General features: G+C 67.0%; 10 protein-coding genes. 4 read left to right on the top strand and 6 right to left on the bottom strand.

The features are described from left to right. Positions 1 to 16: 16 nt before the first annotated feature. The 3 genes from DEA06_RS14480 (at position 17) to DEA06_RS16630 (ending at position 2,607) form a co-directional block, all read left to right on the top strand. Complete coding sequence (locus DEA06_RS14480) at positions 17 to 1,060, top strand: NAD(P)-dependent alcohol dehydrogenase (protein WP_116648722.1); 1,044 nt, start codon at positions 17 to 19, stop codon at positions 1,058 to 1,060. A gap of 775 nt (positions 1,061 to 1,835) precedes the next feature. After that, entirely contained in the window at positions 1,836 to 2,201 is a 366-nt protein-coding gene (locus DEA06_RS14475) for a single-stranded DNA-binding protein (protein ID WP_116648721.1), read from the top strand. 244 nt (positions 2,202 to 2,445) lie between these two features. Continuing rightward, positions 2,446 to 2,607, top strand: a complete 162-nt coding sequence (locus tag DEA06_RS16630) for a hypothetical protein (RefSeq protein WP_165818032.1) — start codon at positions 2,446 to 2,448, stop codon at positions 2,605 to 2,607. Positions 2,608 to 2,721: 114 nt separating this feature from the next. Here the strand turns inward: DEA06_RS16630 and DEA06_RS14470 are convergent, their stop codons facing one another. Continuing rightward, entirely contained in the window at positions 2,722 to 3,048 is a 327-nt protein-coding gene (locus DEA06_RS14470; RefSeq protein ID WP_116648720.1) for a hypothetical protein, read from the bottom strand. Positions 3,049 to 3,112: 64 nt separating this feature from the next. On the opposite strand from DEA06_RS14470, the gene DEA06_RS14465 reads away from it, so the two are divergent. Continuing rightward, positions 3,113 to 3,373 (top strand): hypothetical protein, encoded by a 261-nt coding sequence (locus tag DEA06_RS14465; RefSeq protein ID WP_116648719.1) that lies wholly within the window; start codon positions 3,113 to 3,115, stop codon positions 3,371 to 3,373. A 180-nt stretch (positions 3,374 to 3,553) separates the two neighbouring features. Here DEA06_RS14465 and DEA06_RS16740 read toward each other — a convergent pair whose 3' ends face one another. The 5 genes from DEA06_RS16740 to DEA06_RS14440 all read right to left on the bottom strand — a co-directional run bounded on the left by DEA06_RS16740 (position 3,554) and on the right by DEA06_RS14440 (position 13,679). Further along, a complete protein-coding gene (locus DEA06_RS16740) occupies positions 3,554 to 3,754 on the bottom strand; it encodes a hypothetical protein (protein ID WP_133241794.1) in 201 nt (66 codons plus the stop codon). 112 nt (positions 3,755 to 3,866) lie between these two features. After that, positions 3,867 to 7,496 carry a phosphodiester glycosidase family protein gene (locus DEA06_RS14455; RefSeq protein WP_165818031.1) on the bottom strand — a complete coding sequence of 1,210 codons (3,630 nt, stop codon included), beginning with the start codon at positions 7,494 to 7,496 and terminating at the stop codon, positions 3,867 to 3,869. Positions 7,497 to 7,588: 92 nt separating this feature from the next. Then, a complete protein-coding gene (locus tag DEA06_RS14450; protein ID WP_116648716.1) occupies positions 7,589 to 9,118 on the bottom strand; it encodes a hypothetical protein in 1,530 nt (509 codons plus the stop codon). A 120-nt stretch (positions 9,119 to 9,238) separates the two neighbouring features. After that, positions 9,239 to 12,949 (bottom strand): phosphodiester glycosidase family protein, encoded by a 3,711-nt coding sequence (locus DEA06_RS14445; RefSeq protein WP_116648715.1) that lies wholly within the window; start codon positions 12,947 to 12,949, stop codon positions 9,239 to 9,241. 121 nt (positions 12,950 to 13,070) lie between these two features. Then, the gene (locus tag DEA06_RS14440; protein ID WP_116648714.1) at positions 13,071 to 13,679 is read right to left on the bottom strand and encodes a hypothetical protein; all 609 of its coding nucleotides are present in this window, start codon (positions 13,677 to 13,679) and stop codon (positions 13,071 to 13,073) included. Positions 13,680 to 13,846 lie beyond the last annotated feature (167 nt).

The following is a 13,846-nucleotide window of genomic DNA, read 5'->3' as shown; positions in this document are numbered from 1 at the left end:
GAAAAGGAAGCACATTATGAAAGCAGCACGACTGAACAAAGTAGGGTCGGATTTCGTCATCGAGGACATCCCGACTCCAGAACCTGGACCTGGGGAGGTCCTGATACGAATCGGTGGATCCGGGGCATGCCACTCCGACCTGCACGTCAAGTCCGGCGAGATTCCGGGTGTCGCTTTCCCCCACACCTTGGGTCATGAGAATGCAGGCTGGATCGAGTCCTTCGGTCCCGGCGCAGAAGGCAACGGGTTCGAGGTCGGCGACGCGGTCGTCGTGTTCGGCGGCTGGGGCTGCGGTCACTGCCGTTTCTGCCTGGGAGGAAAGGAACAGCTCTGCAACACATTCCTGTGGGGCGGCATGGGCCCAGAAGGCGGGTATGCGGAGTACATGGTCGTGCCGTCCGTGCGGCATTTGCTCCCGGCAGACGGACTCGACCCGGTAGAAGCAGCCGCTCTCACCGATGCAGCCCTCACGCCTTACTCGGCGGTCAAGAAGGCACTGCCCCACCTCGTGCCCGGCACTAGCGCGGTCTTGATCGGCGCTGGAGGGCTCGGCCAGTACGGGGTCCAGTTCCTGAAGCTGCTCTCCCCGGCAAAGGTGATTGTCGTCGACACCGACGAGAAGAAGCGTCAGACCGCACGCGAGCTCGGCGCCGACGTCACCGTCGACCCCCGAGATGCTGATGCCGCGGAACAGATTCGCACTGCCGCCGGCCGGGACGGGGTAGCGGCTGTTCTTGACTTTGTCGGAATCGACACGACCATGGCCCTTGGCGCTGGAGCGGTGGACCGACTCGGTATCTTTGTGCTCGTCGGGCTCGCGGGCGGCAGCTTCCCGTTCTCGTTCTTCCGCTTCGCCGCCGAAGCAGCGATGATGACGAGCAACTGGGGTACCCGGAATGAACTCGAGGAGGTACTCGCGCTAGCCCGCTCTGGGCGCCTGGTATCGGCGATTGAACGACACCCACTTTCGGAAATCAACGAAGTGTTCGAACGCCTCGCCACCGGTCAGATCCCCGGACGGGCCGTGCTGGTCCCGGGAGCACCCTCCTCGAAGGGCTGAGCGCCCAACGGCCAGGACGATGCCCCTCCCACGAGAGAACAACAGGTTGGGGCATCGTCCTCGCCACCACGATCGGGAATCGTTGACGCAAGCGGAACTGATCATTCCCGCCGACGGGCACTGTATCGCTCAACTTGTCGAGAAATTGAACCGATTTGCTCCGCTTGCGCGCTCCGAGTCGAGCACGATCCTCAGGATCAGAAGTTGGTCCACATCAACATGAAGCACTTAGACCCGCTCATCTTCGGGGAAGCGCTCGCAACTCTGGATGTCGCGCGGAAGATCCTCGGGAAATCTCCGCTCGACCACACTACGAATTTTGGTCCCGCGCCTCAGGACAGCGTGTCGACGGATTCACAGGTACCCGGCGTGAACGCCAGTCACGAGACCGGAGGGGTCTGTCGGCGGCGCTCGAATTCTGAACGGTTTCGGCGTTTGAATTGTGAATGGTTGTGGGCAGTCTAGTCAGCCGGGTCGGTGATGTCGGTGAGGGAATCATGCCTGGGGAACACCTCAGCCCCGCTTACGCACGACTCCGCCTCTCCGAAAACGGCATCCGAATTCGCCACGCGCGAACCACGCGACTGGACCTACTCGCCGCTCAGCTACCGGCGTCGATAGTCGCGGACACGCTCGGCGTCACCCTCCACACCGCGGAACAACGACGGGGTCGCAGCGGAGGAATCTGGTCGAGTTACCCAGCGCTGCGAGAGTGACGAATACTTCCCCCGTCGATAATTCCGTCCACCGACAAGTAACCGATAAGGAGAAACGCATGTCTGTTCGCACCATCACCGGAAACCTGGCAGCCGACCCCGAGGTCGTGCAGGCCGGAAGCATCCAGATCACCAAGCTCCGCGTCATCGAGAACACGGGGGAGTACCGGCAGGGCAAGTGGCAGGCCCACGAGACTCCAACGACGCACTTCGTCGAGGCCCGGTTCGAGTTCGGCGAGAACGTCGCCGCATCGCTGCGGAAGGGTGACGCCGTGGTGATCACCGGGCGTGAGCACACCTCGAGCTGGGGCGACGAGGGCAACAAGCAGTACGGCCGGATCATCGAGGCCGACACCATCGGCGCCGACCTCGCTCGAGCAACCGTCACCGTCATCCGCAACGCCCGCCCGGACACCAACCAGTAGACCAACCGTGACGAGCCCCCGGCCGACTCTCTCGCGGCCGGGGGCATTCTCTGTACCGTGGGCTGCCGGCGGATAATGAGCGCATGCTGCGGGAACTCGCGCACCGGCGTCGCGACGAGGAGATTGTGAGCCACGTCGAGGTCGACGCCGCCAGCTCGCGACCGGCGTTCGACAACGTGCGCTCAAGATCCTGGCCGACGAGGTCGTCCTCTACGTTCGGCAGCTGGGGTAGAGGGAGGCGCACGTGAGGGTCCTCGAGGCGCTGCGGTTGTGGTGGCATGACGGTGCCGGGGTGCGCGTGCTGCGCTACAGCGGCCGACAGTGGACCGTCTTAGCCCTCGTCAGCTTCGTGTGCACCGCAGCGAGCCTCATCCCGTGGAGAGCATGCTGGGGCGAGGGACGCTGAGCGTCGTGTCGGTCATTGCTGCTGCCAGCGGGTATCGCTGCGACCGGACTCGCGATCGCAGCCGCGGTATACACGCGCCGCTTCCGGCAGTCGCAGCGGTAGCACGCGGTGCGTCTAGGACTGCGTTCGAGGACGCGTTTCTCGTACGGCAGACGCCCACAGTGCTGTCTCGAGCGTCTTTCCGCCAACCTCAAACCGGATCTTCACGGCCTGAGACGTCCACTCGAGCACGACGGCGTCGACGCGCACAGGAGTAGTGCCGAAGCGCACCCACGCCTTCACTGCCCGAGGTTTCGGGTCGCGCGTGACCGGCTCGGTGTCCAACTCGAGCTCCTCCCGAGTGAGCGACTGCAGGGGGCCGTCTTCGCGGGCGATACGTTCGAGGATGCGCTGATCCATGAGCTTGTCGTAGACGTGGGGGTACCGCTTGTTCGTGCCCACGGCAACCTCCTCTCACGATGGTGAGACTAGCCGCATTCGTATCTATGTTCTATTCTCGGATGCCATGAGCGCGACGACGATGGCACCCGAAACCACGCTATGGCTGATCAACGACATCCCCGCGAGGATGGTCTACAACGGCCGTCGCTGGCGCGTCACGGACACCCCCACTCGGCTGCGTGACTCGGTATGGTCGGCGCCGCTCGAAAAGCACCACGGGCTCTACGGCTGGAGGTTCCAGGCCACCGACCCGGGAGGGGAGAGCGCGGTGTTCGACGTTTACCGCACCGAGGACGATTGGCACGTGCACCGCGCCTACGCCTGATCCGGGATGGGGGTCTCGCTGTCGAAGGCGTGCAGTTGAGGCTCCGTCGTGAGCCAGGAATCGTCAAGCGACGGGCGGATCGAAATGACATTGTGGCGCATGAATGGAGGATACGGTCGCGGCTGCGGACTGCATAAAACTTCTCCACAGCGGACTCGATGTCGGCTGCTCCTCGGCGGGCTAGATTCCGATCGCGCCCCCGATCAATGCCCCGTAGATCGCATTCCCGCCGTCCCAGATCGCGAGGACATCCCACGGACGCGCGCCTACGTGCGCGGGCTGGGCCGTGAGGGTCGCGATGGCGAAGCCGAGAAGGCTGATGAGCCCCGGGTCCGCAGCGAACGAGGCGCGTACGACGCGCAATGTACGTGCAGAGGACACGGCGCGACGGTATCGCATGCGGTCATTCCGAGTCGGCAGGGCGTCGATAGGCGCGAACGACGAAGCCGGCCGGCGCCCGCAATATCGCGGGCACCGACCGACTTCGTTCTGGTCAGGGACGGGCTGCGTACGACGCGGTCTGCACCACGGTGCGGCTCTGACCGTCCACGACGCCCGTGAACGTCACGGTCGCCTCGCCTGCGTCGATCGAGCCCGCCCGCGAGTTGATCGATACGCTGGCCGACTTGCCCGGTGCCACGGTCGCGAACGACTTGGACCCGAACGGGGTGGAGATCACGACCTCCATCGGCACGCTGTCGCGGTTCGTCGCGACGACGGTCACGTACTGCTTCCCCGCAAGCGTGCGCGTGGATGCGGTCGCCTCCACCTGCAGCTCGGGCCGGACCTCGATGCTCGCGCTAGCGGTGCGACCGTTGACGGTCACCTCGATCGAGGCGATCCCCCCACGAAGCCCCGTCACGGTACCGGCATCGGGGTCGACGGCGACGACGGCATCGGCGGGGGCATCATCGGCGTCGCCTACGTGCACGCCCGATCCGCCCCAGCGGGACGAAACCGGCCAGGCGACCGGAACCGTGCGCCCGTCATGGCCTGCGTCCTGAATGAACTCGGCCGAGAGCGAGGCCGACTCTCGGGTGCCGAGCGAGGCCGGAGCCGAAATAGTCAGACCGTTCTCGTCGACACGGGGTTTGGTTTCGACCTCGAGCCAGCTCTCGTCGCTCTGCTCCCAGAGCCCTTCCGAAGGATCGATTCCGAGCATCGTCCACCCCGTGAAGCCACCGTCGGACGGTGAAGAGGCCGGGTCTTTGCCGGAGTTGCCGTTCACGACGTAGGGCACGCCTTCGACGCTCGTGGTGTGGAACGCGCCGACATGGCTCGCGATCGACGCGATCGACTTGCCGCTGTCTGCGCGGAATTCCTGCAGCCAGTCATCGAGGAGCTGGGCCTCGTTCCGGTCGGTCAGCTGGCTGCCCTTGGTGGGGAGGGGGTCGTTCGTCGGCATGTGCGAGACGACGAGGACACCGCTGACCGACTCGTCGGCCGCTGCCGCATCGAGTTGCGACCGCAGCATCTGCACCTGAGCGAAGTCGGTCATCAGCTTCCCTGACGAGGAGTCGAGCATGACGATGCGCGTGCCTTCCACGTCGATCGTGCCGTTGGTGCTGCCGAACTCGTCGCGGAAGTTGCTGAGCGGTCCGCCCATGATCTCGTGGTTACCCGGAATGTAGTGCCACGGGAAGTCCACTCCGGCGAGTTCCTCGTCCAGCACCCGTCGGGCGAGGTCGAAGTCCGCGGCCGAGGCCTCGTCGACTAGGTCGCCGTTGATCAGGAGCACGTCCGGTTTCTGACCGACGATCTCGCGCAGCGCTTTGCGAGCTCCTTCGACCTGGAACGCGTTCGGCTCCCGGGCGACGAACTGTGTGTCCGACATCACTGCGACACGCACCTGGTCATCATCGGTCGCGCCGGCGCTCACCACTGTGGGGTCTTCTGCGCGCTCGACGGTGGGCGCCTGCACGCCCTCCGGGGGCAGGTACGCGTAGATCTTCGAGAACTCGAGCGATCCACGGTACTGCTTGGCCGCAACCGTCTCGAGCGCGCGGATTCGCTCGAGCTTGAGTGGGAAGGAGAACGACTCCGGGACGAGGAAGTCCACGCGCTGCCAGCCGGTCCACGTCGCATGGAGCGACTGCGAGCCGCCGGGCCCGTCGATCCAGTTGCGCACACCGTTGGCCTGCATCACCTGCAGACGCAACAGCGAACCGTTGCCGTCGCCCTTTACCCAGACCGAGAGCTTCTGGGGGCGGCCGGGGATGTCGATGCCGCCCGTCGCCCCGTTGCCAGGGGCGCCGGGTGCAACCGCGTACCGGCCGCGGGTTCCGGTGGACTGCGTGAAGTCATAGTTCAATCGGATGCTGGGGCTGCCCTCGTGACCTTCCCCGGGCTCGATCCCTCCGGTGGCTGCGCGGTCGTGCGCCGTGGCCCAGCCGCTGATGTCGCTGAAGTCGTCGATCACTCGCAGTTCGAGAGGAACCGCGACAGCGACCTCGGTGCGCACCTCACCAACCTCGAATGCAAGAGTCGCGCTTCCGACGTCGCCGATCGCCGTGACGGAGAACCGACCGTCGTCCGTCGGCTGCACGGAGAAAACTCCGGGACTCGGGTTGATCACCTTCACGTCGCGCGATTCAACGGGCGCGGTGAAACCGCTCTCATCGTGGCCGGTGAGCGTGATGATTGAACTCGACCCCCTCGTCTCGAGGTTGATCGTGGTCTGGTCGGTCGTGAGGCGGTCCAGGTCACCGATCACCGAGAGGTCGGCGGTGGCGACTGCGCGGTCGCGTGATGCCGAAAGCGACGTGCGTCCCTCCGAGATACCCCGAACCACACCGTGGCCACCCTCGGTGCTCAACGTGGCGATCGATTCGTCGCCCGACGTCCAGGTCTTCACGGCGGCGGAAACTGACGACTTCGTTTCGTCGAACGCAGCGGCCTGTACCGTGCGGCTCAGCCCGGGGAACGCTCGTACCCCGTTGCCGTCGTCGAACAGCGGGTCGAGATCGAATCCGGCCAGAGCGCCGGAGCCGGGACGAGCGAGGACGAGACCCATGCCGTCGCCGTCGCGGCGCTCGTAACCGTCGGAGGGCGAGTTCGCGATCGTTGTAGACGTGGAACCGGCCTCCCGCACGTTCATCTGCGACGAGCCGCCCCCGTCCGCGCTGATCGCGTCGTGGGCGCCGAGCTCGAGCATGAGCTTGCTCATCTGGGTGAACTGCATGCCGGCCGCTGTGGCCTGGCGCCCGTCGACGACGACGAAGTAGGCGGTGCGTTTGTCTTGGCTGAATCCGATCATCGTGCGCGGGTTCAGCGTCGTGGCGTGCTCGTCGGAGCGAGGGATTGCCGCACCGTCGGCGACGAGCCGATGCCAGGCGCCACCCGCTTCGGCCATATCGAGTCCGTTGTCACGGATGCCGTAAGAAATGCCGACCTTATCGCCCGCGCGGAGCGCGAGGAGGCGGTTGGCTTCTGCCGATCCGTCCCGGGCGACGAGAACCTGGACGTCCTCGGGGATGGGTCCTTCACCCACGGTGTCGGAGACCGATCGGACGCCGCCGTCAGCACCGATCCAGACCTCCACTCCGGCGGCAGGGGTAGCGAGCCACCGCGCGGTGCGCGTGTGGGAACCCCACTGCGAGTTGTAGAGAGCGATGCCGTCCACCACGTTCGAGGTGTTGACGGTGGTGAGGCGCGCGGTGGTGGCGTCGTCGAAGGTGACGTTGCCCTCCAGAACGAGGTCGACCAGGGCGCCCAGACCACCGGCGGTCATTCCTACGCTGGCCTCGGCCTCGTTCGGGTTACCCGACTTGATGATCTCGCCGTCGCTGATGCCCCAACCGGCCGCGGCCCAGGAGTTGTTGATGTCGAAGCGGTCGAGGTTGACACCCGCGATCGCCCCGCCTCGTTCCACCAGTTCGGTGACGGTCGCCCCGGTGCCGGAGACGGTCTCGGGGGTGAGGTACTTCATCTTCACCGTGTCGTCGGACAGTTCGGCCTTGAGGACGTCGATCTGCTGCCATCCGGCGGGGTCGAGGCGTTCGTACGACAGGTGGACGAGGCCGGGGGCTACGTCTTCGGTGTGGACGTCGTTGATGACCGCGGTGCCGCCGGCGTCGAGGTTCATTCCCGCGACCGTCACCGGTGCCGCGGCGTTCGCAGGCACGGGAGCGCTCAGTAGGCTCGCAGCAAGTACGAGACCGGTGAGGGTGCTGATCACCAAGCGCGGTCGCGTCGGTGCATCCAATCGATTCATGCTCAACTCTTTCGGGTCATTTCGGGCGATGTTCGGATGTACTCAGAAGCGGGGAAGCCGCGACGTCGCACGTTTCGGGCGCGGACGACTCGGGCAAGAACGAGGGCACCGCCGACGACGAGCGCGCCGCCGGTCAGGAGGAGCGCGGGATCCCCCTCGTAACCGGTGGGGGGCAGCCAAGGCGATCCGGGCGTAACCCCGTCATCGGGTGCAGGTGGAGCCGTTGTCGGCTCCGTCGAGGGGGACGGTGAGCCGGACGGCAGGGGAGTGGTGGATGGCATGGGCGTGATCTCGACCCGCACGTCGACCCCCGACTGATCGCTGCCCGCCGCGTTCGCGTCGGAGGAGCCACCCCAGGCGCCGACGGCGGCCGTGGCCCCGATGGCGAGAATCGCGATGAGCCGCGCCGCCGGACGCGCCGTACGACGCAGGAGCGGTTCGGGAGCAGGTTCGGCGGGCGCGGTGGCGCGATCTTCAGCAGGTGCTGCGGCGCGACCTTCTGCGCGGGCGGCCTCGATGAGCTCCGCGGTCTTTCGCGCATCACGTCGACGCTGCCGGAGATACCAGGAGAGCAGGAGGGCGGCGGCGGCCACGACCGCCAACTGCGACCACGGCGGCGCCGCGACAGAGGCGGCGGCGGTCGCGGTCGATGCCTCGCCTACAGCCACCTCGTCGCTCACGGCGACGGGAGTCGCCTCGACACGGACGTCATACCACAGGAGGGGCCACGCGGGCGTGACCGTGACCGTGCTGGTTCGTGTTTCACCGGGGGCGATGTCGGCGACCTCCTCGCCGGGGCGATCACTCGAGGCGGCGCCGAAAGCGCCCGCGACGAAGATGCGCGGCTCTGCGCGAAGGCGCGAGTTTCCGGTGTTGGTGACGGTGTAAGTGATCTCCAGCGACCCGGCTTCGAAGGGGTTGATCGAACCCGTATACGAGCCAGAGACGGCAGCCGTCGCCTCGGTCCGCAACTCGCCGGTGACCCGTGTCATGACGCGGAACCCGACTCTGGATTCCACACCGACGGTGTCGCTGCCGGCGGTCTGGATGCTGGCGGCCACTCCTGCGGGATGATCGCCCGGAGTCGCATCCTCGGGGACGACGATCTCGAACCGCACGGTTTCCGAGCCCTTCGCAGGCACCGATACGAATTCGGGGAGGGTCACCCAGGTGCCCGCGTCGGTGGAGGCGCGATCAGACGGCAGCATGTTGAAGCGCCCGGTGTCGGTGAAGTATCCATCGGCGGCGGAGAGTCGGAACTCGACGGGCTCGGTGCCGAAGTTATCGACGACGAGGTACTCGGTGCGCCGCTCGCCCGGGTCGCCCTCCCACTCGACCCACGACCGCCCGTCGGGGCCGCTCGCCGTTCCGGGTCTCACCGACCACGTAACCGAGCCGTCGCCGGTGGGTGATGCCGAGGGGACGGGGACCGGTGCTGTCTGGGCGGATGCTGCCGGCGAAAGGGCTACGGGCGAGAGGGAGAGAAGCGCGGCCACGACCGTGGTGGTCGCTTTCGCCAGGAGGGAGTTCATTGGGCAGGACCTCGGCGGCGCACAGCGTGCGCGGGTGGCAGTTCGGGGGCGGGGGCAGAAATGACGAGTGGAAGAGGCTCGGGGGTCCGCGCGGTGACGCGAACCCCCGAGCCTCGTAGGTCAGGACGCCGGGTAGCTGGCAGTCGTGACCGTGGTGACGGATTCGCCGTCGATTACACCGGTAGAGGTGACCGTCGCCTCGCCCGCGGGGAGGGTGGTCAGTCGCGAGTTGATCGAGACGCTCGCCGACTTGCCGGGCTGCACCGCGGTGAACTTCTTCGAGCCGTAGGCGGTGTCGATGGTGATGTCGACGGGAGTGGTTTCGTTGTTCGTCGCGATCACCGAGACGTACTGCTTGCCCGCCAGGGTGCGCGTGGCCACCGAGGCAGTCACGTCCAGCTCGGGAGCCGGGGCTCCCACCGAGAACGAAACCGTCTCCGACACACCGTTGATCGTCAGCGTGGCGTCACCCGATCCGTTGCGCAGTGCCGTGAGGCGGTGCGTGCGGGGATCGAGCGCGGCGATCGCGTCGGCCGGTGCGTCGGCTACTGCACCGATGTGGACGGACGAGGAGCCGGTCCAGGCGTAGCTCATCGGCCACGCGACGGCGACGCGACGAGTGTCGTCCTGCAGCAGCGTCGGGTCGAGGGTGACCTCTTCGCCTGCTTCGAGGAACGACTCCGGGGGGGTCACCGAGATCGACTCCACGCGCGTCTGCACCTCGGCCGCGAACCACGCCGAGTTGTCGTCGGCGAGGGTCTTGCCGTCGTTTCGCCAGTCGCCCGATGCGGGGTCGATGCCCAGCATCGTCCAGCCGGTGAAGGAGCCGAACTCGGACGCCGCCGGGTCCTTTCCGGAGTTGCCGTTGATGACATACGGGATGTTGTCGCTGGTGGCCGAGTGGAAGACGCCGACGTGGCTGTTGACCATCGCGATCGACTTGCCGGACTCGGAACGGAAGTCCTCCATCCAGTCCTGCTCGAGACCTGCGTCCTGTCGGTCGGTCAACTGGCTCGCCTTCGTCACGAGCGGGTCGTCGATCGGCATGTGCTGGAGGACGACGACGCCCGTGAGGGATTCGTCGGATGCTGCTTCCTCGAGCCGGTCGCGCAGGAACGGCAGCTGGGCGTAGTCGCTGCTCAGGTTTCCGTTCGCGGTGTTGAGCGTGATGAAGCGCGTTCCGTCGATGTCGCGCGAGGTGTAAGTGTCGCCGAACGCCGACTCGAAGTTCTCGATCGCCCCACCCATCACCTCGTGGTTGCCGGGCACGTACGTCCACGGGAAGTCGACGTTCGCGAGCTCCTCGTCGAGGATGCGCTTGGCCAGGACGAAGTCCTCGGGCGATGCCTCGTCGACCAGGTCGCCGTTGATGTACAGCACATCGGGCTTTGCCGCGACGACCTCGCGCAGCGCTTCGCGCGCGCCCTGGGCCTGACCGCTTTCGGGGTCGCGTGCGACGAACTGTGCGTCGGACATGACGGCGACGCGCAAGGGATCAGCATCCGTTTGTCCGTCCGCGACGATGGTGTCGTCGGTGACGGACCCGGCGACGGGCAGTTCGACCTCGGGAGCGACCTCGGCCACCGGGTCGTCGAACCACATGTCACCGGCCGGGAGGTTGGCCGCGGATGTCTCGTAGGCGCTGAGCATCTGGAGGCGGATCGGGTAGGCGGTGCCGGCCGGGATCGGGTACGAGATCTGCTGCCATTCGGTGCCCTGCGGTGCCGACGAGTAGACGTACTTGAAAGCGCCGGTGGCGTCGGAGTAAGCGAGGTAGGTCATGGCGTTCGCGCCGGACGTGGTGCTTCCCTTGACCCAGACCTTGAGCATGCCCGGCTGACCGGGGATCTCGTAACCGGGGTGACCGACCGCAGGACGCGTGTTGGCGGTGCGCGTGGCCGTGGACTGCGTGAAGTCGTAGGTGAGGCGCGCGGCGGTTCCACCGTCGCGGCCTTCGCCGGCTGCGACGCTGTACGTGGCACGGGCTCCCGTCACCCGCCACGCGTCGCTGACGACCTCGTCCATGTTGATGATGAGGCGTTCCTCGATTCCGACGGTCACCGCGACCTGGACGGACGCGTCACCGACGGCGAACGTGAGGGTCACACCGCCCGACGCTACGGCCGGGGTGAGGAGGAATCCGCCGTCACCGGCGTCGGTGATGTTGACGACGCCTTCGCGGCTGGCGGTGACGGTGACATCGACCGGCTCCACCGGGGCTTCGAAGCCTTCGACGTCGTGGCCGGTCAGGTGCAGGTTGGCGCTGTCGTCGAGACCGGTCAGAGACAGGACCGAATCGGATGCTGTCAGCCGCTCGAGCTCGTTGAGCACGGTCACCTCGAACTCCGAGGCCACCGCACCCGACGTCGCGGTGACGGTGGCGGGCCCTTCGGCACCACCGAGCACACGCGCGTGGTTGCCGTCGACGGCTTCGACGGCAACGGTCTCCGCGTCGTCGGTCCACGAGAAGGTTCCGCCGTCGACAGTGCTGAGGGTTTCGTCGACGCCGGTCGCCGTCAGCTCGCGGTGAAGGCCGGGGAAGACGCGGTGCGCGTCGTCGCCGGTCGCGTCTGCGTCGACGATGATGTCGTCGAGCTGACCCGAACCCGCCTGGGCGAGAGTGAAGCCCAGACCGTTGGCGTCACGACGCTCGTAGCCGTCGGAGGGGCTGTTCATAATCGACGTCGCGCTATCGCCGGGGAGACGGGCGTTCATCTGGCTCGATCCGCCGCCGTCTGCGCTGATCGCGTCCTCCGCGCCGAGGTCGCGCATAAGGGCGCTCATCTCGGAGAAGACCATGCCGTCGGCGGTGCTGCTGCGTCCGCCTGCCACCACGAAGTACGCGGTGCGGCGGTCGTCGTCGAAGCCGATCATCGTGCGGGGGTTCTCGGTGGTGAAGTGCCCGCCCTGACCGTTGTCGACGACCTCACCGTCGGTCAGGAGGCGATGCCATGCGCCACCGGCTTCTTCGATGTCGAGGGCGTCATCGCGAACCCCGTATGCGATCTCGGCGGAGTCGCCGGCCTGCAGCTGCAGGAGGCGAGCGGCCGCGGCGGTACCGTCGGCCGCGACGAGCACCTGCGTGCCGTCGGCGATGGCCCCGGCGCCCACGGTTTCGGCGACGGCGGTAACGACGCCGTCTGCACCGATCTGCACCTCGACGCCGGCGTCGGGGGTGGCGAGCGCTCGTGCGCGGCTGAACTCTCCCCACTGCGAGTTGTAGAGCGCGACGCCGCTGGTGTCCATGGCGTAGACGTTGATGCCGGTGATCGACACGGTGGTGTCGTCGTCGAAGGTCACGCTTCCTTCGAGTACGAGGTCGACCAGCGCGCCGAGCCCGTCGGAGGTGACTCCCACGCTCGCGGTGGCGTCGGGGTTGCCCGACTTCACGATCTCTCCGTCAGCAATGCCCCAGCCCGCGGCAGCCCAGGAGTTGTTGATGTCGAAGCGGTCGAGGTTGACGCCGGCCACGGCGTTCTCCCGCTCCACCATCTCGGTGACCGTGCCGCCGTTGCCGGCGACGGTCTCGGGGGAGAGGTACTTCATTTTCACGGTCTCTTCCGAGAGCTCGGCCTGCAGCACGTCGATCTGCTGCCATCCGCCCGCGTCGAGACGGTCGTACGAGACGTGGATCAGCCCAGGCGCGATGGCTTCGCGCTCGATGTCGTTGACGACCGCCGTCCCCCCGGAGTCGATGTTCATGCCGTCGATAGTGATTGGCTCGGCGGCGTGAGCGGGTACGGCGGCCAGGCTGACCAGCCCGGCGGTCAGAGCCCACCCTGCAATGCCGCTCATCACCAGCCGTGATCGTTGGGACAGTTGTTTCGTCATGTCGAGCTCTTCTCTTAGTCGTTGTCTCGGGTCGCGGTGTCCGCGGTGGCGCCCGATCGCCGGGGTGCAGAAAGTGCGAGAGCGGTCGGGGGCGGGGGAGACCCGCCCCCGACCGCAGGGGTCACTCGAAGAGCGAGAGCGTTAGGACCGACTTGTAGGAGCCGGGCTCGACGTCGGCGGGGACCTGAAGCTTCAGGTCGGCCGTGGCGCTCCAGGCGCCGCCGGCCGTTGCCTCGGAGTCGCCGAGGTACAGCAGCTCCTGGTCGACGAGACCGGGGCCGCCAGCGGCGGCGGGCTCGACGTCGCCGCCGATCGAGATGGCCGGGTCGCCTTCCGCGTCTCCGAGGGCTGCGGGGGCCCAGCCGAGGTTCTCGGCGTCGATCGTGGTGACCGCCTCGGTGTCGACGAAGTCGCTCGCGCTACCCATGACGTACCAGGCCGCGCCGTCGGCGATTTCGTCGGGGCCGCGGGTGTCGGTGACCGTGACGGTGGGGAGGGTGCCGGTGAACTGACGCACGAGTTCGGTGGAACCGTTCTCGACGAGGTCGGTCGGGCCGGGGCCGACGGTCATGGCGAGCACGCCGGGCTCTTCGATTGCCGTGATCTCGACGTTGACGTCCACGTTCTGGTCGCCGTATTCTGCGGCGGACGCGGCGGCGGTTCCCGCCGAGACGAGCAGGACGGCGCCGAAGGCGATGACGCTGCAGCGCAGGGCGCGTGATGTGTTCATTCTCTTGGTTCTCCTTGGGGGTACTACATGAGGTGCTCGCCGGGCGGCGAGCGGAGGGGGGGCGGGGGTGCGCGCCGGTGACGCGAACCCCCGGACCGTTTGGATCAGGACGCCGCGTGCGCCGCTGTCTTCGTCATGGTCATTGGGGAGCCGTCGACAACACCCGT

The sequence above is a fragment of the Microbacterium sp. Gd 4-13 genome, assembly GCF_003095395.1.
Classification (GTDB): domain Bacteria; phylum Actinomycetota; class Actinomycetes; order Actinomycetales; family Microbacteriaceae; genus Microbacterium.
Note: the sequence above shows the minus strand (reverse complement) of the source record. Positions and strands in the feature narration are given on the sequence as shown.

Excerpts from the sequence above, each read along its gene's own strand:
- DEA06_RS14480 (WP_116648722.1), top strand. The coding sequence starts at position 17 with ATGAAAGCAGCACGACTGAACAAAGTAGGGTCGGATTTCGTCATCGAG.
- DEA06_RS14475 (WP_116648721.1), top strand. The coding sequence starts at position 1,836 with ATGTCTGTTCGCACCATCACCGGAAACCTGGCAGCCGACCCCGAGGTC.
- DEA06_RS14465 (WP_116648719.1), top strand. The coding sequence starts at position 3,113 with ATGAGCGCGACGACGATGGCACCCGAAACCACGCTATGGCTGATCAAC.
- DEA06_RS14450 (WP_116648716.1), bottom strand. The coding sequence starts at position 9,118 with ATGAACTCCCTCCTGGCGAAAGCGACCACCACGGTCGTGGCCGCGCTT.
- DEA06_RS14445 (WP_116648715.1), bottom strand. The coding sequence starts at position 12,949 with ATGACGAAACAACTGTCCCAACGATCACGGCTGGTGATGAGCGGCATT.
- DEA06_RS14440 (WP_116648714.1), bottom strand. The coding sequence starts at position 13,679 with ATGAACACATCACGCGCCCTGCGCTGCAGCGTCATCGCCTTCGGCGCC.